The following is a 23822-nucleotide window of genomic DNA, read 5'->3' on the forward strand; positions in this document are numbered from 1 at the left end:
GGCAAGAAGGGGTCAGTAACCTTAGTCAAAAAGTTCAATTAACCTATAGAATCTATGTTATTTGGTATTATTTATAACTTCTAAGCCCTTCCTCCCTCACTTTGTAAAAATCTAGGAAAAAATTTATACGCCATAAAAAGCTAGAAGATTCTTAATAATGTCTTATATAATTGAAGTAAACAATTTGAGAAAAACTTACAGAAAAAGGGAGGTATTAAGAGGGATTACATTCAAGGTCAGAAAAGGCTCTATTACTGGTTTCATAGGACCTAATGGTAGTGGAAAAACTACTACGATAAAAATACTCGCTGGGTTAACAAAAGAGGACTCGGGAGAAGTAAAGGTGTTTGGTCAACGACCTTGGGATAACCCTAATGTAATGGAAAAATTATCAGTTATTTTCACCAACATAATAATACCTAGCGAAAATACTGTAGAAGAGTATCTAAAGGACTTAAGTAACATATATGGAAATGATTATCATGAATTGATAGACCTTCTGGATTTAAGAGATTATCTGAAGGTGAAGATAAAGCAGTTATCCTCTGGTCTAGCCCAAAGGGTCCAACTAGCATCATCTCTTCTTAAAGATAGCGAGTTAATAATTGCTGACGAGCCTACCGCGAACTTAGATCCTACTTCTAGAATAAAATTTTATGAAATAGTTAAGAAGCTAAATAAGGAGGAGAGTATTACTTTCTTTATATCGTCTCATATATTGTCAGAGTTAGAGAAGGTATTGACGGACGTAGTATTCATTAATAACGGTTTAATAATATATAGCGGTAAAATGAATGAGGCTCTAGACCTATCAAAGGAGGAAGAAGTTTATGTTCTGGTTAATGATGTGGAGAAAGGGATAAAGGTTATTGGTGGTGTAATCGATGGTCCTTATATAAGAGTAAAAGGGGATATTAGAGAGATAGTTAATAAGCTGTATGACAATGGAGTCGAAATTCTGAGCGTTTGGAGGTCGTCATTAGATGAGACTTTCAAGAGATTTTCAGATTTTAAAGATGATATTTAAAGAGAGGTATAGGGAACCAACCTTAGAGGTAATTTTTTCTACGATGATAGTATCGAACGTCTTCATAACAGCCTTTTACGCTAGGGCTTTATTCTCTCTATATGGAATAGTCCTAGCGTTTATTCCTTTGATAAGTGTATCTGAAACTATTGCCTTTGCAATAGGAATGAGGAACATAATTTTCGTTACTGGAGACCACATAGCCAGACAAACGATAGTCTCATTTCTAACCTTTCCCATAAGTAGAATTAAGCTCTTCTCCTTCATTTATATTACGGACTTGTTAGTTCCGTACTTATGTTGGTTAAGTTCAACGGAAATCTATATCCTACTTTCCGGTATTGATGTACCTCAAGGCTTAATATTATTATACAGTATTGGATACTTCTTCTCACTAAACCTCATACTATTAATAACCTTGACTATGAGAAGTTCTGGTTTAGTTACACTATTTTCAGGTTTCGTATTAGGTGTTCTATTCGTATTCGGAGGGATTGCAGAGTATTATGAAATAATAAGCAATAATCTTTCCTTAGCTAATATTATATCATTTGCTAACCCTTATGTAATATTACTGTATCAAGCTATACGAAATTCTAATATTAACTATTTCAATTTCGGAGTGATCATTGAATTCATCACCTCATTAGTTCTTCTCGTGATTTCCATTATTAAGTTTAAGGAGTTAGAGGTGTAGAGAGTTGAAAGGAAGTATTTTAGTTTCAATAGGTATAGCTTTACTAGCGTTATCTCTCTTTTCAATTAATGCCCCAATCCATCAAACTATATTTCTCACTAACCACTACAGCATTTACATCCCGCCGATAGCCTATCCTACTCTGAATGCATATGAGAACGATAGTAACGTGACAGTTTACGTATTGATAACATATAATAATGGAAGCTCAGTAATTGAGAAAGTTCCATTCTATTTAACGTTATCAAGTGGGTATTGGCAATTTTCAATATATAATGAGACATATCCTAAGATCTTTACCAAGTTAGTAAACGTTACCGTAAACACAACTAAAGGTATCTTCATATATCAAAAAACAGTGAGCTATACTAGGATAATTACTACGAGAAATGGAAGTTATCCCGCTTTACTTCAGATAGACATTAATAAGGTGAATCTAATACAATACGTCTTGCTAGATAGAGTACTAGGACTTTTCCTTACCTTAGTTGGTGCGATATCACTTATCTTTGATAGGTTTATTAAGATAAGAAGTTCTAAAATGTGTTAGTGTTTTTTAACTAAAAAAGGTTAAATACTTGATTCCATGAAAAATTATTATGGCAAGTTTTAAGAAAGAGATAGGTCCAATATCTGCTTCCTTCTTAGCTTTAGGAGGGATATTAGGTTCAGCTGTCCCATTCATACCAGCTATAGTTTTCGCAGATGGAGGTCCAATAGGAATTCTGGGATGGATAATAGGACTAGTCATAATATCTTTATTAGGTCTAGTATTTGCTGAACTGGGCTCAACTTATCCTGAGACTGGAGGAGTTGTAAGGTATTTACATTTTTCGCATGGAGCGTTTGCCAGCTTCTTTAATGCTTGGGGTACTTTCATAGGTTACTTTATGGCAATAATTTCAGAAACTGTTGCAATAGTTGAATATATCGCCTTCTTCTACCCTTCCCTTTACTTAAATGGTAGGTTAACAATACAAGGTGAATTAGTAACTTTAGGCTTTTTATTAGCCTTCTTCTTGATACAATACTTCGGGGTAAAACTGGTTGCGAGGACTAATGATATTATGACTTGGATTAAGGTGATTGGTTTAGTAGCTTTCATGATCATTACACCTATCCTAGTGTTTCATCCAAATAACTTTTCTCCTCCCCCAAAGTATGGAGGAATAGCACCCTATGGGTTATCTGGTTCTCTTATAGCTTCTTCAATTACAGTTTATGCATATGCCGGTTTTAGGCAACCAATAGATTACGCTGAGGAAATGAAAAACCCCGGGAAAGATATTCCAAGAGCTGTAATATTGTCTATAATTTTATCCTTTATAATTTACTTAGGTTTATCAATAATATTTTTAGGAGCTCTAAACTGGAATGTCATTGGAACTGCTCCTTTTAATTGGACTTATATTTCAACGCTATCAGCACCAATACCTCAAGAATTTAGCGGAAAGTTAGCTACCTTAGGGGTATACTTCTTCGTGATTGCAGTAATAGCAACGATTTCCTCAACTTTAGTATACTTTGGCTCAGCTGCTAGAGTTCTCTACGCTAATGCTAAAAATGGATATATGCCCAAATCTTTCCTTAAGTTGAATAGTAGTGGTGTCCCATACGTATCTCTAATAGTCTCATTAGTTATTGGAGTAATCTACATGTTAGCTTTTCCTCAATTCTTAAGTGAAGCTGGAATATTCTCTGTGGCAAGTGTAGTGAGTTACGCCCCCGCTGCAGTCTCATTACTAGTGTTAAGAGTATTAGATCCCAGTAGAAATAGAGTTTATAGACTTAATTATGCCAATATTATTGCTCCAATAGCTTTCGCAGCAGGAGGTCTTATGATTTACTGGGCAACTTACCCCACTACACTTTATACTATAGGATCAGTTTTAGTTGGAATACCAATTTATTTGCTCTACGAATTACGAAAAGGTAGGAAGGTAGTTTTTACAGAGCTTTCTAGAGGAGTATGGTATGTAGGATGGCTAATTTCAATACTATTGATTTCTGTACTCGGATCTTTTGGTGGGATAGATGTGATTCCTTATCCGTTTGACTTAGTAACTGTCATAATAATATCCTTGGCGTTTTTCTATTTAGGCTACATCTCAGGGATAAAACTAAAGCAAAAATTAGAGTGATAGACGATAAACCTGGAGGTCAGATTTTGGAGTCAGTTATCATAAAAACGTTTTCATTCTCAACTTGATTGCTGTCCATGAAATGAGAGCATACTGATACTGGATTATTTCCGTCTATCTTACATATATATTCAGTTATAAGATTAGCTTGAGCATATATTTCCTTGTATATTTGGCTATTTGGATTATTTAATTGAGAAATCACATAAGACCAATTCTTACCAGCTAAAAGTCCAGGATCTATAGTAGTGCCCACTTCATAGTAGTAACCAATAATTATAAATGGTATTGACCCATTTCCATACTCAGTCCACATATCATAAATGTTTAGTGGTACTTTTTCAAGAGGTTGGTGTTCCCTATTCTCATACTCTATAGGTACGAATGCTATATATTTACTAGTGTAAGTCGAGTTAACAAATGTAAAAGTTGGAGTGTTTGGATAAACGTCAGTGGAACTAGATAACATATACTCTAAATTTGTAAAATTCCCAAATCTCAGTAATGCTATAATCAATGCCCATCTCTCGGCAGCACAATAAGGGCACCATTCCGCTCCAACAAAAATCACAGCAGGTTTCCCATTTGATGAGAAATTATAAGGTAAAACTCCTAGGTGAATTGGAGACACAGTTACATTATATCCTTGCTGACTTAGGCTTATTAGATTATCGTAAAGAGTATTAGGTATTTGTTGACCAATTATTGAAGACGATTGAGTACTTTTATATAAAGAGGATACAATTATTGCAAGAATAATTACGGCTAAAATTACTATAAAGCCTATGTTTCTAAACTTTCTATAACTCATGAATGATTATACTGAAAACGGTGGTATAATAGTTAACGTTAGAAAAATTTTGACAAATCCTTAAAATGAGCTCTAACTATTGGATGATTAGGTGCTAAAAAAATTGAAAAATAAAAAAGTAAAGAGAGCTGTATCTAATATAGTATTTGCAGCAGTAGTAGTGGTGCTAATAATAATTGCAGCAGTGGGATTTGCCCTTTATGCCACTAAGCCTACTGCACCTCCGACTACCATGACCTCAACTGTTACTTCTACCGTAACATCTACATTACCACCCTCCACTGTTACTTCCACAGTTACATCTACTTCAACCTCAACATCCACTGTAACGACAACAACTACTCAAGTTGTTACTAGACCAATTACTGTCAATTCTAGCGGTGCATTCTACAACGGAAAAGTTATAACGTTCATGTATACTGCACAATTCATGTGTACTCCTAATGCAACAGTGTTCTTCCCCAATGCAGTAAATCAGAGTAAGGTAGCTATGGGATGCGAGGTTGGAGCTGGTAACATTTCAGCTTTTCCAAAGGGTGCTGCTCCAGTATTTGTATTAGTCCCAGCATTTGCAGGCTTATCAATATTTGGTGTTCCACAGTTAGGTGCTACTCCACAAGGTTTCCCCACATTCACATATAATAATCAGACCTACGTTATATTGACACAATGTGGTGCAGCATTAACCGAAACAGCCTGCCCAGACCACATGAGTTTAATATATTCTCCTGCTTTCACGGTAGTAGAACAATACCTAGGAATTAAGAACGGAGTGTTTGGATTGCCAGAGGGAGTATTGCCAACTCCGGCACACGAGCATTTAGTCACGTTTACCACTAACCAGTCCATCCCATGGTACATTGTAGTCGTATTAGTTTTCGATCCCAATATATTCCCTAACCCTATAACTGGACAATGCCAAGCTATAGTACCTTCCAACTTGACTAACCCAACAGCTAACTGTTTGAATAATATAACAGCATTAGAGAATGCGATGACTACTTATGACAGTGCGGTTGCAGTAGCTAATGCGAAGAATCCAATATGGTTAGCTCTAGGCAAGCCAGGTTTAGAAGTAGTAGTTCCCGGTATTACCTCACCATCTGAACTGTTCAGTGCGACTAACTCTAACATGATACTATACTTCAGTGATCCTCCAGTATATCCATACCCAATTTAATTCGGTGTAACAACATGAAAAGGCAAAATTATTATTTTTTTGTTAATAAATTTCAAAATTTTTTAGATTTAATCGTAAGGTACTCCTATTTGATCCTTTCAACTATAAGTATTACTTTATTCTTCTATCATGCGAATACTCTATTTTTATTCTTGACTATTATATTTTCTACAGTAATAGTAGGTCTACTTTTCCAGGGAGTTTACATCAAGAGGAATATAGAAAATAACTATCCACTTATTGTGATAGAGTTTTTAACTATATTAAGTAGTATGTATTTCATTATTCTCATTTTTCCTAATTTTAGTTACCTTGTTCTTTTATCAATTCCGCTATCTGCTTATAGGCTTAAAAGGGGAATAAGAGAAAAGGCGAATTACCTCAGAAACCCTAAGATAGCCTTCATTATGTTAGCACTAGCATTTGTAGTGATTTGGCTAGGAAGTGCAGTAATAGATTATAAAATAATAGGCAATTTCAACTTCTTTAGTAATTTCGGCTTTTTAACACCAAATAGTCCTATTAATATAATAATCGATTTCTTATCTATCTTTGCTACAGTGACATCTAGTCCTTGGTTCATGATAAATATAGGTATTTGGTTGGGTATTCTAGGATTGTTTAGACTATTGGAGCTGAATAAACTAGAAAATAAAATAAGGTTTTTACTAATGATGTTTGCATATGCTTTTTATAGTATATGGCTTCCCTCGTTTTCTCCCATAGCAAATGAAGTGCAGTACGTCCCTTATATGTGGTTCAATGGATTAGGAACGTATGGACCAGTAGAACCATCTTACCTATTGACAGGCATTATTGGCACTTTCGTGGTTACTGCAATAATATCGTTTATGTTTGGTAGTAGACAAATATGCTCTGTTACTTGCACAGCTCCTTATATGTTACAAGGAACCTTTTTAGATTCTCTCAAGAAGTTCAATAGAACTTCCAAAATAGGGAGGAAGTCTCTTACCTCAAGGGTTAATACGTGGTATAAGTGGATTATGCTAATAACGTGGACTTCATTAATAGTGTTTGCTATACTTTCCTATTTGAACTATGAGAAGATTCTTACTTTCTCGATATTTGGGAACGATCCAACAATGTTCTATGCCAGTTTATACTTTAACGTTTTATGGTATTTTCAGTTTATGCTGATGCCATTTTTAGGTAACTATTCTTGTGTAAACACGGGTATTTGCGCATGGGGTAGCTTCAACCAATTCTTCGGATACTTAGGCTTCTTTAAACTAAAAGTAAAAGATCCTCAACTCTGTTTAAAGTGCAAAACTGTTGATTGTGCATTAGCCTGTCCAGTAGGTCTTACGGATATGAGAGCATCTTTTATAAAAAAGGGTGAGTTTAAGTCATTTAGATGCATAGGTGTAGGAGATTGTGTTGAAGCATGCCCTCATGACAATATTCAATTTTATGATGTAAGGAGTTACATAAAAGGTAAAATTAAGAGCTTATCGCTCAAGTAAACTTATATTTTTTCCTATATACTCATTTACTAATATTTGAGGAGTTACCATCTTTTGTAACGTCTTTAATACATTATCTGGCATTAACCTACCCAGTAATCCTATGTTTACTGACATGGATGAAAGCACAATTAAATCAGAGTATTCCTCATTTATTCTCTTAATTCTAAATTCTATCTGATAAATTAGATTATTAGTATTGAATTTATACTTTATACTTACAGGGTCATAAATAGGTCCCTCAAGATCGCCTACAATACTTCTTTTTAAAACCAGACCACTTTTCGGCTTTGAAAAAGGTAGATAAAGTATGCCTTTTCCCTGAGCGGGAAATATGAGGTTCGTAATTCCAAAAAGGAGTTTTTTATTCCCGATTATTTTTCTCAGTAAATCTTCACTTAATTTCAGTCTAAATGTGTTAGAGTAATTTAATTTATGCCAATTTCTACTCTTAATATGCTTTTTGAATTCATTTAAATTATTGAACTGCGTATCACAACATTCATAAGCCATGATACAACCTTAAATAGAACTTAGTAAAAATTTTTATGTCAAAATTCTTTTGATTATCAATTACGGGATAAGCTATATATGGTAAGCTTACTTTATATAAAATAAATATCAACTATATTCTATATTATTTTAGGAGTAATTTTCAGTACTCTGGCATCCTCATTCCCTAAAGGGCGAGAGTTCCATCGAGGTCTAAAGCGTTACTCCCCTTTGGGGGAGTTTATTACGTTGGGGGAAAAAGCAAAGAGGTTTCTTCAACACGTAACTACATTATTCATTCCCAGTTTCACAATATTTGAAGCACGATTAATTCATAATGTAGCTTGTTACTATGAGGATAAGTGGTGACATGCCTAGGTTAGAAGAAATCCGAAATCTTCATTTATCAAAATGACGAGGTTTGTTCGTCCTTTTTGTCTTATAGTTTTCTGAATAAATAAGAAGAAATTTTTATTCAGAACTATTTAAAAAGATAGTCATAAATTATCATAACATCGGCAGATTTATCTATTTGCCTAGCTGCAGCTATTATCTTTCTAGCTCTCTCCATGTTGTCAGAATAACAAACGGTAATCCCAGCGTAACCGTCAGTAAATTGCCATAATTTGCATTCTTGGAGAACAACTGTTATTTCATCTATATTTTTAGAGAACATAGAGAATATGACTATATCAGTTTTTCCTAGGTCTATGTCTGGAATTACTAATATCAAACCCTTATGTCTTAAATATCGTATATGTTTCTCGATAATCTTTGAGCTTATGTTCAAACTTTTAGCTATTTCCGAAGAAGGTAATCTAGGGTCCTTCTTCAATACTTCTATTATCATTTTATCTATGTTGGATGGTCTAAATATAGATTGTACCGGAAAATATGATAGTACTGGCTCACCTAATTCCTTTGACATGAACGTGATTTTGTCCTTCAATTCGTCATGATTGGAGGCATATATTCCATAAACGTTTAACCACTCTAAACACTTAAGCTTAAAAGAAATCCAGTCCGCGTCTATATCATTATAATTCTTAAACGCTATATAAAGATTATACTTTCCTAAAAAATTAGGATTTATATAAAGCTTGAAACCTCTTAAGATCCCACTATCCATCAATTTCTTAAATCTGTAATTTAAGCTGGCAGGTGTTAGATTAAGTAAAGAGGCTATTCTCCTTTGAGAAATTCTTCCATCTTTCAGCAGGTAGTAGAGAATCCTCTTGTCAACAATATCCATAACTTCTTCACACTTTCTTTATATTCTGTTTTATCTTATTTAAAACATCATCCGGTATCTCACTCAGATTATGAACTGTTTTAGCATGAACCTTCAGAATTTCTAACAATTCTTGTTCTGAACTCGCTCCCCTTATTTCAAATCCACAGTTCATACCAACACTGCTACAACTGAAGTTGAACTTCTTTTTCTTACCTAAACCAAATACCATGTATTAAAATTGTCTACCCGAGTATATATCTTATGATTAGAATTTTTCATACACCAACTTATATACTCAATAGAGAATATTCATATATGGCAAAGTACTCATTCAAATGTGCGGATGTAGGAATGGATTGCGGATTCGAAATACAAAACGCTGGGACTGAAGATGAGCTATTAGAGATGCTTAAAGTTCACGCTAAGGCTAGTCATGGACTAACTTCCATCCCTCCTGAACTCGTAAATAAAATAAAGCAAAACATAAAGAAATCAGCTAAATACAGTTTTGCTTGTGCTAGTGTAGGAATGAACTGTGGATTTGAAATTGTTGGTGCATCATCAGAACAAGAATTGCTAGAAGAACTTTCTCTTCACGCCAAGATGTCACATGGAATGACATCTATTCCACAAGATACCCTAAATAAGATAAAACAAAACATAAAGGCAATGTAAACAAATTAAAAAAAGATACTAACTTTTTTATTTGCCGAATTTGTCAATTATATTTTTTGTTAAGGTCTAAGCTCTATCATTATTCTCATTTACCCCTTCCGATTGCAGAAATCATAGGCTTTAATAATACGTCAATGCTACCATTAAGACTCGACCAATATAAGTTAATGAACATCTCCTTCATATAACGATAAATTGTACTTGGACCTAATACCTTACTTCTATCGTAATTTAGCCAAACTAATGCGCCTTCTCTTCTACTAGTATATAATGCGCACATAGCATCTCCACGATAAAGTTCTTTACTTCTATTACCCTCAACTTCGGCTAAAATGTTATTTACAACTGTTTCAGCTTGTAGATGAGCTGCTGCTCCAGTTTTTGGTGTTGGTGTATTATTAGCGTCTCCGACAACGAAAACACCGTCACTATGAAGGAGTGTATGTTTGTCTACTGGTATTAGCCCAGAGTTATCGGCAAGATCAGGGAAAGTTGTCATTATAGGAGTATCTATTATTAAATTGTCAAAACTAGTCTTCTCTCCCTCCGTAGATATAATTGTCTTACTATCATAATTTACTTCACCTATGACAAACCCTTTCAATATTTTTATACCTAAGGATGACGCTATCTTTGAAAATAAGGTAGATATTGGAAGCTGTATAGGTGGGGGCTGTTTAGCGGGAATTAAAATTGTCACATTAGCTTCTGGATACTTAGACTTCAATAAAAATGATATCTCCCATGGAGCTGCAGGGCACTTTATTACACCGGGTAACGAGCCTATAACGAAATTTTTGCCTTTAGGACTATTTATTATCTCTCTAATATTGTCTCCTTCAGCTAATGTATGATATCCTCTTATATTAAATAATGCCTTATTCTCTCCACCAGTAGCTATAACTAAATAGTCAGCCTCATATTTCTTCTCATCTTCAGTAATTACAGCCCTATCCTCTGGTATTATCTTCCTCGCCCTTGCCTTGACTAATCTTACCGAAGGTTTTAATAATACATTAATAGGCTTAATAATTTTTTCCCTGTTAACATATCCTATCATGTAGTCAACTAACCCTGGTTGATAAACGTGATAATCATTAGGTTCTATTACGGTAACGTCAAGTTTTTCAGCTAGTAAATTAGCAATCACGCTTCCTGCATTACCTCCTCCTACAATAACTATTTTCTTTTTCATAATACCACATAATATCTTCTATAATTTAAACTTAATCTTAAATGAACTTAAAAAAGATATTACTTACTAACAATCTTTGAATACATTGACTTTCACAAAATCTCCATCTCTTCCCTTCTCTTCGATCTTCATTTGCATATCGCTCATTTTCAATAAGTATTTCAACGTTAATAACCAATCGTAATCATTTAGCAATATCTCTACTCCTTCCTCACATTCTTTTATTTTCCTTATTGCGTCCATCATAATACTGACTGGGCTCTTGGATCCACAAGATTCTATCTTATCTAACTTGACCCTTTCTACTATTCTCATGGTTCAGTTCCTTTTTTCACTGGAGCCCCTACAACGTTACCCCATTCAGCCCAAGAACCATCATATACTCTAACTGCTGGATAACCTAGTAGATATTTTAATACAAACCATGTATGTGCTGCCCTTTCACCAATTCTACAATATGTTATTATCTCTTTATCTGGGGATACTCCAGCGTTTTGGAATAGTCTCCTTAATTCATCTATAGGCTTAAACTCTCCGGTCTCTTGATTTACAGCTTGAGCCCAAGGAAAGCTTATTGCTCCAGGTATGTGACCTCCAACTTGTGTTTGCTCATCTGCGTATTCTGGTGGCGCTCTTATCTCACCAGTATACTCTTTAGGTGATCTTACATCTACTAATATTACTGATTTTCCTACGTCTCCTTTAGTTAATCTTTGTAACACCTCCCAGAAAAACGCTCTATGACTACCCCAATCAATTTTATTAACCTTATAGGTAGTTTTAGGATATTGAGGCTCTTTAGGTCCTTGTTCAGCTGGTAAATTATCCTTTGCCCATTTTGTCCTTCCACCATTCATAATTCTAACGTCATTGTGACCATAAGCCTTAAATAGCCAAAAAGCATAGACGGCGAACCAGTTATTGTAATCACCATAAAGTACTACTGTAGTATAATTACTAATCCCCTTAGATTCCATCAGTTTTTCAAAATCGTTTGGACCTATAAAGTCTCTCAGTACTGGATGTCTCAAATCCTCTCTCCACCTTATTAATACTGCACTCGGTACATGCCAAACATAATATGAAGTGTTAGGATCGTAATCTACTTCCACTATTCTTACATTCTCGTCCTTTAGATGCTCCAAAACCCATTTAGTATCTACTACTACTTGTTGCTCCATTATCACTACCTATATCTTATTAAATAAGATATGTTTATATATCTATTGAATAGTGCAACTTTTGCATGTAACATAAAAAAATATCTTTATGTATTTAATTTTTCCCTTAAATTTCATGGTAGAAGAATTTGACTATAAGATGAATTAAAAAAAGTCATAATATTAGAATTAAAATTGAAATGCGAGATAGATCTGCATAAAATTAACTTGTCTTCTATTTCTTTTTAAACTATGTCTGACCTCCTCCCCGCCTTAAAAGGCTAGGTTTTCTTTTTCGTGCATGACCTAAAAATTTGTGATGATGCTAAAGTGTATTTCAAATAGAAAAGATAGACTTCACCATTTGTGACAGAAGGGAGATCATACCTCCTTTCTTTGTATGCAAGGTTTACCGTTACATCGTAGTCTGTATACTTTTAATTATTTGGGGTGGAGAAGGTTTAACAATCATGACAACTTCCACAAAAATTTCCGTAATTTGATTACCTCACCTAACACCAACATGGAAGGAGAGTTAGGCTTATACTCGTTTAAATCCTCAAGTCTAGTAATGTAAACTCGTTGATCATAGTAAGTTCCTCTTTCGATTATTGCTACCTCTTCAAGAGGAGACCTTTTACTCATCAAAGCTTTACCTACTTCCCCAAGTTTCTTCCCAGCCATTAAAACAACTAAAGTACCCGCATCGGGAATCTTTTCAAAGTTAAACATTTTCCCACCTTCGTCTGTTGCTGAGATAATTGTTATCATATTAGAATATCTTGGAGAAGTTAATGGTATACCAGCATAAGCAGGAACCGAATTAACTGCTGACACACCTGGGATAACTTCACACTCTACTATGCCGAATAATTCTTGGCATAATCTCGCACCTCTTCCAAATACATAAGGATCTCCATTCTTCAATCTAACAATTAACCTATTACCTTCCTTGATAAACCTAATTACAACATCAACTTCGTCTTCATCTGGAGATAAGAAATATTTTATACTATTAGGGTTAGCATATTCAACTAATTCCTTTGTGAGTTTATCATATATCACGACATCTGCTACCCTTAAATATCTCAATCCCTTAAGTGTTATCAACTCTGGATCTCCCGGTCCTGCTCCTATTACGATTACTCTACTCACTGAACTTCCTCACCTCCTCTAATCTTCTAATCAGTAAATCATGAAATTCCTTATATCCTTCAACTTTCCTATCAAATTTGTGAGGTCTCATTAAGTCTTTAGTTTTTTCATGAGATTTCAACCATTCTATTATTTTCTTATTGCCTAACCTTCTAAATACTTCACTTGGGGTCTTTCCCAAGTCCTTATTCTTCTCGTATAACTCTACTAAAGCTTCTGTTACATCAACTACTCTTCGTGATGGTACTTGATAGAGATATATCACGTTCTCGTCGTAGTCAATTAATGGCTCGCCACAATGTTGATTATCTCCTCCTACCTTTAACATATATAACTCATACCCGCTTCCTATCCATCCTATTGGATGAAGAGATGGTCTGGAACACTGGGCAACACATCCGGAGAGCCCTATTGATACTAATGAGTTTCCCCATCCTCTCTTCTCTAACTCATCAATAACCTTAGGTAAATATCTTTCAGAATCGGTGAAGGAGAGCTTACATGTAGGAAAACCCACACATGCAGTTGAATATACTCTTAAGTTAGATTTTTTATTCAAATCGCCTATTATTTTGTCAATTCTCTCCTTCTCCTCATCGTAGATCTCAGCTATAATGAGATGCTGATTTGACGTCGTGTAGAATTTTACGTCTTCGAAATTATCAGCTATATATCTAATAATAGATTTTATTTTGCCATTTCTGCCATCAATTACTCTCCCATTCTCTATAAACATGCCAAAAGCCCATTTATCGTTTAACGTATACCAGCCTAAGTGTAAATCCTTCACTAAGTGAATATTTTTTATAGGACCTATTTCAACTCCGCTATATTCCTTGATTTTTCGTCTTATCCACTCGATTCCTTGCATGTAAACAACGTACTTAAATCTAGCCCAATGTCTATTTTTCCTATCCCCCCATTCAGCCTGAATCTTAACTATTGCGTCCAAGGTCTTAATTAATTCACTTTCTTTTACAGTGCCTAAAGGAAGTGCTAACGCTGAAAAAGAGGGATTAGTATTATTCTCGCCTAAACTTCCCCCAACGTAGATCTGAAATTCCCCTACCTTTCCTTCCTCAGAGACTATTGGAACTATACCAACATCATTCGCTCTAACATCAATACAATCATCTACGTAATACTTATCACCTAGCTTAACTATTCCAGCTATTCCTATCTTGAACTTTCTGGGTAACAAATTATCTGGATAGTGGAAATGTCCTTCTACCGGTCTTTCATCCAATTTTTTTACTTGTTCAGGATCTATTTCAAATACTTGAATATACATTCCAGTTGGAAGCTTAAAGTAATTGGCAATTTTTCTAGCTAATCCGTTAGGGTCAAACACATTAAAATATCTCGTTATAGGACAGCTTACAGTGTTCCTAACGTTATCTCCACAACCATTTAACGTCAAAAATCCAGATTCGCCAATTTCTCTTATAACATTTACCAAATCCTTCTTTTTTATATGATGAAGCTGTATATCTTGTCTGGTCGTTATCTTAAGGCTAGGAGAGGGATAACCAGTATATGCATCACTTATAGTATATTTATTTGAAATATCATCTAAAATTCTCCATTGTTTAGGTAATATCGGTCCTCCACCGGGAATTGTAACTCTTACCATGTAAATCCAGTCCTTAACTTGATTAGCCCTAGCTTTATCTCTATTGAATTCCATATATATTCCAAAACTCTTAGCTATCAATGAAACTTCTGACTCTAAATCATCTCTACCTAAGTCTTTTAATGCTCGTCTAGCGTTAACGTTATCCTCTGTCAATCCCTTAGTCTTTAGCTTAACTCTCTCTTCTTCACTATAGTCTTTTTGATCAGTGTTAAAGATAGGTTTAATTGGGATAATTTTTCACCTCTTCTCTCTAAAATGTAAACCACATTCTCTGTCTCCGCTTTTCTCCCACCACCATCTTCCCGCTCTAGGATGTTCCCAAGGTTTTACGGGGCGAGTACATGGTTGGCAACCTATACTCTTGTACCCTCTATCATATAATTTATTATAAGGTAAATTATTTTCCTTCACATAACCCCAAACTTGGTCCCATGTCCAGTCAGCTAAGGGATTTAATTTTATTATACCTCCATTAATCTCATCAATCTCTACCCTATTTACCTTTTCCCTAGTGAAATTTTGCTCTTTTCTCAATCCAGTTATCCAAGCGCTAAGACCACTTAGAGCTCTCTTCAAAGGACTGACCTTTCTCAGATTACAACATAATTTTCTATATTCTACACCTTTATAGAATAAATTAATTCCGTAATTATTTACCATTTCTTCAATTTCATTATGATCCGGAAAATAGATCCTTAAGTCTAATACATATTTGTTCCTTACCTCTTCTAGCAGATCATAAGTCTCTTGATGTAGTCTTCCCGTGTCTATAACAAATACTTTAGGCACTTTCACTATTTTATTCAGCATATCGAGTATTACCACGTCCTCAGCTTGACCGCTGAAGGCTAGGGCAATATTGGGATGAAACCTCTCAATACCCCATTTTAAAACATCTAAAGGACCTCCATTTTCATTCAGATGCCTTATTTCGTCTTCTAAGATCATTTAGATAATATGTAAGGGCTATATATAATTTAATATTTCGATAGGTGCAATTTTTGCACAAATAGCTATGAATATAAGTTACAGCTAGGTGTAATCATCTTGTAATGATCCAAGATATAGGTCATGGAAGAATAGAGATAAAAGAGAGGATCACGAGGGTTAACGACTTCAATGAGTTAAGTAAGATCAACGTAAGAAGGCAAATAGCTCATGAAATAATAAGTATTGCATATGGCTTTCTATCTCCTCTGAAAGGCTTCATGAACTATGAAGAAGTCTCTCATGTTATAAACGAAATGAGGTTACCCAATGGCACACTTTGGCCTATACCTATACTATTTGATATAGGTGAAATTAATGGGATAAAAGAAGGGGACATTATAGGCATAACATATGATAACAAACCTTTAGCCATAATGAAAGTTGAGCAGATATTCAAGTATGATAAAAAAGAAATTGCTGAAAAAGTGTATAAGACTACCGACCTTAAACATCCTGGAGTAAAGAGAACTTTAGAGTATGATAACTACTTCTTATCAGGTGAGATAAGCCTTATAGAGGAGCCAAAATTTAACGACCCTTATAATAAATTTTGGTTAACTCCAAGGAGACATAGAGAAATTTTTAGGAGTAAAGGTTGGAAGAATGTTGTTGCCTTTCAGACCAGAAATGTTCCTCATACTGGGCATGAATATTTAATGAAATATGCTTGGTTTTCGGCAAATGATGGGTTAAGCGTTAACGACTCTCCTAAGACTGGAATCCTAGTTAACGTAGTAGTTGGAGAAAAGAGGATAGGGGATTACATTGATGAGGCTATACTCTTGACTCATGAAGCTATATCAAAGTATGGATACATTAGTAGTAAAGTCCATACAATTTCGTTTACACTTTGGGATATGAGGTATGCAGGACCTAAAGAGGCTATATTACACGCCATAATAAGGAGTAATTTAGGGTGCACTCATCACGTATTCGGCAGGGATCACGCTGGTGTAGGAAACTATTATTCGCCTTATGAAGCCCATGAGATATTTGAGAAGATAAATGAAGACGATTTATTAATTAAACCAATTTTTATTAGAGAAAACTACTATTGTCCTAAGTGTGGGAGTATAGAGAACGATATATTGTGCGATCACAAAGGAGAAAAACAAGAGTTTAGTGGTAGCCTACTTCGGAGTATAATTATGGACGAGGTCAAACCGACAAAAATGGTTATGAGACCAGAGGTGTATAATGTCTTGATTGAGTCGTCAAGGGATTATGGTTTTGGAAGTCCATTCGTAACTAAGGAATATCTACGTAGGAGGAGAAATATATTCGAATTAGGTGAGAAGAAATGAAAATTTATATTTGGCTAAGTGAGGAAAATGCAAAAAGGTTAGATGAGTTGGGATTGAATTACGCTAAGGAGGTACTAGGTGGAATTAAGAGAATCGAAATAGAGGTCAATGAAAATATAATAAGGGAGTTACTCAAAATATTTCCTTACGCAAAAGTGGATACGTCAACAACTAACTCTATAGAATTATTACCAAAGTCCTTTAAAGATACTGTATTGAAAATCATAATAGAGGAAAGAGATGAGCCATTTAAAGCCTTGATTAAGGCTATCCAAATATTTAAAGATAATTCATCAACGTGAAGTTTTTAAATATTTTGTGACATGTATAAAAATTATTTCTCCTAATATATTTGAATTTAATTCTTGTCTGTTTAGTATTAAAATAAATCTTGTTGATAAACATTCTATAGCTCAGTTTTTATAGTACCCAAATGAGTCGAGAATTTTTTCGATGAATAACGCAATTTTCATAGTTTATTGATAAAAAGAGGACAAATCTCGCCTCTTAAGGGAATGTGAACAACAATTTGGTTGTTTTTGATATAAATTATGAGGTGGATGAAATTGCTGTCCATACACAAAAATGAGAATAATTCTTCTGAGATAAGAAAGTTAGTCTGAGAAGTATTGGAACAAGTACCATGAGAAGTGCTAGAAGAGTTGTAATTAATCACTCTTTAGGTCATAAGCTACACAGTCACTAGGTTTACTCGATACTAGGAATAAATTAAGGTGGTTAAGATATTCAAAGCATTTTTTATTTCTAACGGAGCGACCTCTGTAAAAAGGTCATAATGCTTTAGACCTTAGCGGAACCCTCGCCCTTTAGGGCAGAGAGGAGGTCATTACACTATAAATATTCTCTAGTAGATTTTCTGACGAAGTTAATATCGTTCAGTAAGTATTATAATTTATAAAATACCAAGTTTCTTTAAATTAGATATATTCAAAGATTTTGAATAATCATACTACCCCGTTAGATGGAAAAACTACCATTATATGCTATTAGAACTTTATAGACGATTAATAAATTATTCTAAAAATATGTTAGATTCTTTATTACTAGGATAAGCATTTATTAGTAGAAACCCTTTAATAAACAAATAATTATTATGTATATAGATTATGGGAAAATTTTATATTTTAGAAAGGATATACTAATACATATGACCGAGCAAAAAAGAGCAAACCCAGCTCCGCTTGGTTTATCAGGTTTCGCCTTAACTACACTGGTCCTAAGTACTTTCAATGCAGGACTACTATCCTCTTCTGGAGTTGGAGTGGTCTTAGGGTTAGCTGCGTTTTACGGCGGGTTAGCCCAATTATTAGCTGGGATCTTAGAGTGGAGAGCGGGTAATACATTCGGATATACAGCTTTCTTCACATATGGAGCGTTCTGGGAGTGGTATTTCCTTACGGCTATGGGAGTATTTGGAAATGTTACTGCAGCTGGAATTGGCCTAGTCTTAATAGCGTTTGGTATCTTCACGCTTATAATGTGGTTTGGCACATTCAAGAGTAATTTGGGATTATTTATGACGTTCCTATTATTGTGGATAACCTTCTTCCTTCTAGGAGTAGGAGCTATGACTGGAAATGTAGGATTAACACATGCAGGAGGTTATGTAGGAATATTAACGGCAATAGCAGCATGGTATACTGGTTTAGCAATAGTAGTTTCGGAAAGCTTAGGAGCAAAGGCTCCATTAGGAAAAGCTCCAATGTCATAAAAGATAAAAATTTTTATATTTATTTTCTTAAAATATTGTTCTCTATGTCGGCCAAAAGAGATTTATTAGAGAATTTACTATTTTTAGTTATGAGTTCTTGCGAGATATTTCCTTTAATTTCAAAACTTAGTGCAGAAGGAAAGCGATTTGCTGTAGTATCTATTTACAAGGAGAATAGGTTAGAAAGAACACTTGTGGTAGACGGTAAAGTTTTATTGGGAAGCCTTGATAGAGAAATATTGGATCTAGCTAATGAGGCTTTAGAAGAAGGAAAGGTGATTGAAAGAGAGTATAAGGGCGCTAAGATCTTCATTGAGCCAATCGAACCTAGACCATCAATTATAATTGTTGGTTCTGGAATAATAGCTAAATTCTTAGCTAAAATAGGTTTTGATCTAGGCTATTACGTTGCTGTAGTTGGAAGTGGCGATATTAAAGAAGATGAATTTCCGCAAGTTTTCGCAATATCTAATGATCTAGCCGTTTTAGAGCAGATAATTCAAGAAGACTCTATCGTAATCGTGGCTAATGAGGGAGGCAAACCATATGATATTGATGCATTGTATATAGCAATGAAGAAAAGAGCAAGATTTGTAGGGCTTTTAGCTAGTCAAAAGAGAGCCGCGTTAATGATGGCTTTGTTAATACAGAGAGGTATTCCATTAGATGAAATTAAGCAAAGGTTTCACTCCCCGTTAGGATTGGATATAGGGTCAAAGACCGCTGAAGAAATAGCTTTAAGTATATTGGCTGAAGTAGTGAAGTTCATCAGAGGAGGAAGCGGAAAACACTTAATGGAGGTAAAGAATCCATATTTATTGTTAAAAGACGCTTTAGAGAGAAAAATAGAGGACAAATGTATGTTCGTTCCTAAATCATTAAGCCAATGATAATATTTTTATTTTCAACCAAGTTATATGTTTTGTGAGAGCAGCCTTACTTACTCAATTTAATTCACCACTAGTTATAACTAAAGATGCACAGCCTAAAGGAGAGGGTGTCAAAGTTGACGTAGTTTCTACTGGAGTATGTGGGAGAGATTTAGTCATTTGGAAGGGAGGGTTTAGGAACGCTAAGCTTCCGCTAATCTTAGGTCATGAGATAGTTGGATATTATGACAACAAACCTGTTGCAGTTTATCCTAACATATTTTGCGGTAATTGTGAATATTGTAAAAGCGGCAAGGAAAACTTGTGTGAAAATAGTATCATTTTAGGGGAGACTGAGAAATTTACTGGTGGGTATGCTGAACAAGTTATAGTGCCGGAGAGAAATCTAATTCCATTACCTGATGATAAGTTTGAGAAATATGCCTCTACTATGGATCCCTTAGCCACTGCAATTCACGCTACGAAATTGGTTAAGCTAGAGAGAGACAGTAAAGTATTGGTAACGGGAGCTGGTGGAGGTGTTGGAATACATTTATCTCAGTATTTGAAATATATTGGAGTCAAAGAGGTTTATGGACTGAGTTCTAAGGGAAGAAAGCTTGAAGAATTAGGGATAAAAGCGATAAGTGACTTGAGAAATGAGAAATTTGATGCCATATTTGAATTAGTTGGTTCAAAGACCATTAATGATTCCATAAGAGCCTTAAAGAAAGAGGGTACGTTAATTTTAATAGGTAATATAGAAGGTGAGCCTATAACATTATTAAGACCGGCATTAACTATAATGAGACAGCAAAAGATAATAGGCTCAGCGTCTTATACTAAAGCTGAATATGAGGAAGCAATAAGGATCATTGGAGAAAATAAGATTAAGGCTATATACGAAACGTTTGAGTTAGAACAGATAAACGAGGCATACAAAAGAATGATGAGTAGGCAGGTTTTTGGAAGGGCAGTGATAAAAGTCAGATGAATTACACCTCTCTTCTTCATCTATTTTTTCAGAGGTTTTTACCTAGATATAAATCTTTTTTCGTTAACTTTCATCTATAAAATATAATATATACAAGTATAAGCATTGTGAAATTGCTGTAAAATGTTAATGCTTATTTCATTTCATATGAAAAAGTAATATAACCAGTCTAGTAGATTAAAGTGACTTATGGTTTTACCTTTTAATAGTTCAGAAGTCTTTTCAGTAAATGTTTCTGAAAAGCACGAGTTATTCAGAAGAGCTGTAAGAGAGTTCATGGAAAAGACAGCTGCCCAATACGTTGAAAAAGGGGAAAGGGAAGGTACGATTCCTAAAGAGGTGTTAGAAAAGGCAAAAGAGATAGGACTTTATGGAGTAGGTGTGCCAGAAGAGTATGGGGGTCAAGGTGGAGACACGTTAATGACCGCTATCGCCCAAGAAGAGATTTCTAGAGTTTGGCCATCATTATCTACCAGAGTATCAGTAGGAGGATTGTTTATGACACCAATATTGTTATTTGGTAATGAGGAACAGAAGAAGAAATATGTAACACCTGTTGCAAGAGGAGATAAAGTTGCTGCTTTTGCAAATACAGAACCATCAGCTGGATCTGATGTAGCAGGAATAAAGACCATTGCTAAGAAAATAAACGGAAAGTACGTTATAAATGGAAGAAAGATCTTTATTACAAATGGAGGAATAGCAGATTATTACGTTGTGACAGCTAGAACTTCACCCCCAGATCCTAATGCAAGATGGAAAGGAATATCGATGTTTATAGTCGAGAAGGATTGGAAGGGAGTTAAAGTTCTTAATAGAATTGAAACGATTGGGTTAAAAGCTTCTAATACTGCTGAATTATCTTTTGAGGACGTTGAAGTTCCAGCCGAAAATCTGGTTGGAGAGGAAGGAATGGGTTTCAAGTACGCTATGGCTACTTTTGATAGGACTAGAGTAGGTGTAGCTGCACAAGGATTAGGTGTAGCACAAGCAGCATTAGAGAAAATGGTAACTTATGCTACTCAGAGATTTGCCTTTCAGAGTCCGCTTATAGGATTTCAAATGGTTCAAGAGAAGATAGCTGAATCATTAGTTGAAGTTAATACAGCTAGGTTATTAACATACTGGGCAGCTAGCCTATTTGACAGAGGATTAGAAAACGAGGCGATAGTAGCTGCTTCAATGGCAAAACTATATACCACTGAAGTAGCTGAAAAAGTGGCTATAAGAGCTATTACAGTTCATGGAGGTTACGGAGTTGCAACATCTACTGGAGTTGAACGACTATTGAGAGATGTTGAGGTAATGAAGATATATGAAGGTGCTAATGACATACAGAAGCTCACTATACTAAAGGAAACTGCTCGTAGATTGCTAGGTTTAAGATTATGATAAACTTTATTTATGATTCTTTATAAGTATTATAATATGAGTAGCGAATATTACGAATATGAGTTAACTATCGATAAAATATTAGATTCTGGTTCTAGAAGCTTTCCAACTCGAGAAATAGTCTACAGAGATATAAGAAGATATAGTTTTTCTTCATTCTCTCAATCGGTAAAAAGATTAGTCACAGGCTTAAGAAAGCTAGGCGTTAAAAAAGGAGATAGAATAGGAGTTATAGACTGGGATACAGATGTATACATGCACTTATATTATGCTATACCAATGGCTGGAGCAGTTATTCATACTGTAAACATTAGATATCCCCCAGAATTGATTATGAAAACCATACTACATGCAGAGGATAAGTTTCTAATTGTAAGGGACGAGTTCCTACCATTAGTCGAGAAAGCTAAAAACTTCATTCCGACTGGAATGAAAGTAATAACTTATAGCGATACTAAAGAAAAGGTAAAAAGTTCAATTTCGTCAGCCGATTTTTGGGAATTAACCGAAACTAATGAGCCCACTGAGGAGTTTGACGTCAAAGAGAACGATATGGCAACCATATTCTATACCTCCGGCACCACAGGCGAACCTAAGGGAGTGTGGTTCACTCACAGAAAAATAGTTCTACACGCGTTAAGCGTATCATTAGTAGGTAGTAGACCGCCGTTAAGTCTAACTTCTAACGACGTTTATATGATCCTAGTCCCAATGTTTCATGTACACGCCTGGGGATATCCCTATGTAGCTATGCTAAACGGCGTTAAGTATGTCTTACCCGGTAAATATGATTATGGTCTAATTCTCAAATTAATGGAAAAGGAGAACGTGACTTACTCTGCCATGGTACCAACTATATTATACTTATTACTAACACATCAAGATGCTCCAAGATATTTAAACGTATTTAGAAGATGGAAAGTTACAATTGGCGGATCAGCACTACCAGAAGGTCTAGCAAAGAAAGCAAAAGAGCTAGGAATAACTGTTATTGCAGGCTATGGATTATCGGAGACTTGTCCAGTATTAACCACTGGATACTACAATTCCTTGGTAGAGAATCTGGACGAGGAGAAGAAATTTGTTGAACAAATTTCAACTGGTTCTCCGATACCATTAGTTCAAATAAGGGTTATTGATCCTACTACAGGAAAAGACAAGAAGGTAGGAGAAATAGGAGAAATAGTAGTTAGAGCCCCGTGGCTAACTCAAGAATATTATAAAAATCCAGAAAAGACTAAGGAGTTATGGAAGGGAGGATGGTTACACACTGGAGACTTAGCGTATATTGATGAATACGGCTATTTACATATAGTAGATAGGGAGAAAGACGCTATAAAGAGCGGGGGAGAATTCATACCTTCTTTATTACTAGAAAATGCGATATCTCTCCATCCAAAAGTTTCACAAGTTGCCGTTGTTGGAATTAAAGATGAGAAATGGGGAGAGAGGCCTATAGCATTCATAGTACCCAAGGAGAAAATGACTGAGGAGGAGATAAGGCAATTCCTACAGAACTTAGCTAATGAAGGAAAGATACAAAAGTGGTGGATTCCAGATAAGTTCATATTTGTCGATTCCATGCCCTTAACTTCTACCAATAAAATAGATAAAAAGGTACTTAGGGATATGGCACAGAAAACTAAATAAGTAA

The 23822-nt window shown here is 35.0% G+C and carries 24 protein-coding genes; 14 read left to right on the top strand and 10 right to left on the bottom strand.

Annotated features, from left to right (window positions below):
• Positions 1-157 precede the first annotated feature (157 nt).
• From BFU36_RS07920 to BFU36_RS07935, 4 genes are read left to right on the top strand one after another with little or no spacing between them, the layout of a single operon-like run.
• Positions 158-1027: an ABC transporter ATP-binding protein gene (locus tag BFU36_RS07920; RefSeq protein WP_069283210.1), complete on the top strand. Its 870-nt coding sequence runs from the start codon at positions 158-160 to the stop codon at positions 1025-1027.
• Positions 984-1724, top strand: coding sequence for a hypothetical protein (locus tag BFU36_RS07925; RefSeq protein ID WP_069283212.1), 741 nt, complete (start codon positions 984-986; stop codon positions 1722-1724). The genes BFU36_RS07920 and BFU36_RS07925 overlap by 44 nt, the downstream gene beginning before the upstream one ends.
• Before the next feature lie 4 nt (positions 1725-1728).
• Positions 1729-2274 (top strand): hypothetical protein, encoded by a 546-nt coding sequence (locus tag BFU36_RS07930; RefSeq protein ID WP_069283214.1) that lies wholly within the window; start codon positions 1729-1731, stop codon positions 2272-2274.
• 49 nt (positions 2275-2323) lie between these two features.
• The gene (locus tag BFU36_RS07935; RefSeq protein ID WP_069283216.1) at positions 2324-3865 is read left to right on the top strand and encodes an APC family permease; all 1542 of its coding nucleotides are present in this window, start codon (positions 2324-2326) and stop codon (positions 3863-3865) included.
• A 19-nt stretch (positions 3866-3884) separates the two neighbouring features.
• Here BFU36_RS07935 and BFU36_RS07940 read toward each other — a convergent pair whose 3' ends face one another.
• Entirely contained in the window at positions 3885-4676 is a 792-nt protein-coding gene (locus BFU36_RS07940; protein WP_069283218.1) for a DUF929 family protein, read from the bottom strand.
• A gap of 103 nt (positions 4677-4779) precedes the next feature.
• Here BFU36_RS07940 and BFU36_RS07945 point away from each other — a divergent pair, with 103 nt between their 5' ends.
• Both BFU36_RS07945 and BFU36_RS07950 read left to right on the top strand, forming a co-directional pair.
• Entirely contained in the window at positions 4780-5856 is a 1077-nt protein-coding gene (locus BFU36_RS07945) for a hypothetical protein (protein WP_409349220.1), read from the top strand.
• A gap of 89 nt (positions 5857-5945) precedes the next feature.
• Positions 5946-7340 carry a 4Fe-4S binding protein gene (locus BFU36_RS07950; RefSeq protein ID WP_231961091.1) on the top strand — a complete coding sequence of 465 codons (1395 nt, stop codon included), beginning with the start codon at positions 5946-5948 and terminating at the stop codon, positions 7338-7340.
• On the opposite strand, the gene BFU36_RS07955 is transcribed toward BFU36_RS07950, so the two are convergent.
• From BFU36_RS07955 to BFU36_RS07965, 3 genes are all read right to left on the bottom strand, one after another.
• On the bottom strand, positions 7326-7853 hold the full coding sequence (locus BFU36_RS07955; RefSeq protein ID WP_069283224.1) for a hypothetical protein: 528 nt from the start codon (positions 7851-7853) through the stop codon (positions 7326-7328). The genes BFU36_RS07950 and BFU36_RS07955 overlap by 15 nt on opposite strands.
• A gap of 460 nt (positions 7854-8313) precedes the next feature.
• Positions 8314-9084 carry a winged helix-turn-helix transcriptional regulator gene (locus BFU36_RS07960; protein WP_069283226.1) on the bottom strand — a complete coding sequence of 257 codons (771 nt, stop codon included), beginning with the start codon at positions 9082-9084 and terminating at the stop codon, positions 8314-8316.
• 7 nt (positions 9085-9091) lie between these two features.
• Positions 9092-9295: a DUF1059 domain-containing protein gene (locus tag BFU36_RS07965; protein WP_069283228.1), complete on the bottom strand. Its 204-nt coding sequence runs from the start codon at positions 9293-9295 to the stop codon at positions 9092-9094.
• A gap of 86 nt (positions 9296-9381) precedes the next feature.
• Between BFU36_RS07965 and BFU36_RS07970 the strand changes: the two genes are divergently transcribed.
• Positions 9382-9741, top strand: a complete 360-nt coding sequence (locus BFU36_RS07970; protein ID WP_069284671.1) for a DUF1059 domain-containing protein — start codon at positions 9382-9384, stop codon at positions 9739-9741.
• Positions 9742-9826: 85 nt separating this feature from the next.
• Here BFU36_RS07970 and BFU36_RS07975 read toward each other — a convergent pair whose 3' ends face one another.
• The 6 genes from BFU36_RS07975 to BFU36_RS08000 form a co-directional block, all read right to left on the bottom strand.
• The gene (locus BFU36_RS07975) at positions 9827-10936 is read right to left on the bottom strand and encodes an NAD(P)/FAD-dependent oxidoreductase (RefSeq protein ID WP_069283235.1); all 1110 of its coding nucleotides are present in this window, start codon (positions 10934-10936) and stop codon (positions 9827-9829) included.
• Between the two features lie 66 nt (positions 10937-11002).
• Entirely contained in the window at positions 11003-11251 is a 249-nt protein-coding gene (locus BFU36_RS07980; RefSeq protein ID WP_069283237.1) for a hypothetical protein, read from the bottom strand.
• Positions 11248-12117, bottom strand: a complete 870-nt coding sequence (locus tag BFU36_RS07985; RefSeq protein WP_069283239.1) for a sulfurtransferase — start codon at positions 12115-12117, stop codon at positions 11248-11250. Before BFU36_RS07985 ends, BFU36_RS07980 begins: the two co-directional genes overlap by 4 nt.
• A 447-nt stretch (positions 12118-12564) precedes the next feature.
• Positions 12565-13233 (bottom strand): SAM-dependent methyltransferase, encoded by a 669-nt coding sequence (locus tag BFU36_RS07990; RefSeq protein ID WP_197490555.1) that lies wholly within the window; start codon positions 13231-13233, stop codon positions 12565-12567.
• 10 nt (positions 13234-13243) lie between these two features.
• A complete protein-coding gene (locus BFU36_RS07995) occupies positions 13244-14938 on the bottom strand; it encodes a nitrite/sulfite reductase (protein ID WP_231961296.1) in 1695 nt (564 codons plus the stop codon).
• Positions 14939-15124: 186 nt separating this feature from the next.
• Complete coding sequence (locus tag BFU36_RS08000; protein WP_069283247.1) at positions 15125-15835, bottom strand: phosphoadenylyl-sulfate reductase; 711 nt, start codon at positions 15833-15835, stop codon at positions 15125-15127.
• Positions 15836-15939: 104 nt separating this feature from the next.
• Between BFU36_RS08000 and sat the strand changes: the two genes are divergently transcribed.
• The 7 genes from sat to BFU36_RS08035 all read left to right on the top strand — a co-directional run bounded on the left by sat (position 15940) and on the right by BFU36_RS08035 (position 23818).
• Positions 15940-17181 carry a sulfate adenylyltransferase gene (gene sat, locus BFU36_RS08005; protein WP_069283248.1) on the top strand — a complete coding sequence of 414 codons (1242 nt, stop codon included), beginning with the start codon at positions 15940-15942 and terminating at the stop codon, positions 17179-17181.
• Positions 17178-17483: a DUF6955 family protein gene (locus BFU36_RS08010; RefSeq protein WP_069283251.1), complete on the top strand. Its 306-nt coding sequence runs from the start codon at positions 17178-17180 to the stop codon at positions 17481-17483. The genes sat and BFU36_RS08010 overlap by 4 nt, the downstream gene beginning before the upstream one ends.
• Positions 17484-18349: 866 nt before the next feature.
• The gene (locus BFU36_RS08015) at positions 18350-18913 is read left to right on the top strand and encodes an acetate uptake transporter (protein ID WP_069284672.1); all 564 of its coding nucleotides are present in this window, start codon (positions 18350-18352) and stop codon (positions 18911-18913) included.
• A gap of 89 nt (positions 18914-19002) precedes the next feature.
• Positions 19003-19803, top strand: a complete 801-nt coding sequence (locus BFU36_RS08020; RefSeq protein ID WP_069284673.1) for an XdhC family protein — start codon at positions 19003-19005, stop codon at positions 19801-19803.
• A gap of 34 nt (positions 19804-19837) precedes the next feature.
• Positions 19838-20776: an alcohol dehydrogenase catalytic domain-containing protein gene (locus BFU36_RS08025; RefSeq protein WP_069283253.1), complete on the top strand. Its 939-nt coding sequence runs from the start codon at positions 19838-19840 to the stop codon at positions 20774-20776.
• 189 nt (positions 20777-20965) lie between these two features.
• On the top strand, positions 20966-22168 hold the full coding sequence (locus tag BFU36_RS08030; RefSeq protein WP_069283254.1) for an acyl-CoA dehydrogenase family protein: 1203 nt from the start codon (positions 20966-20968) through the stop codon (positions 22166-22168).
• 36 nt (positions 22169-22204) lie between these two features.
• Entirely contained in the window at positions 22205-23818 is a 1614-nt protein-coding gene (locus tag BFU36_RS08035; RefSeq protein ID WP_069283256.1) for a long-chain fatty acid--CoA ligase, read from the top strand.
• Positions 23819-23822 lie beyond the last annotated feature (4 nt).

Source organism: Sulfolobus sp. A20 (genome assembly GCF_001719125.1).
Lineage (GTDB): Archaea > Thermoproteota > Thermoprotei_A > Sulfolobales > Sulfolobaceae > Saccharolobus.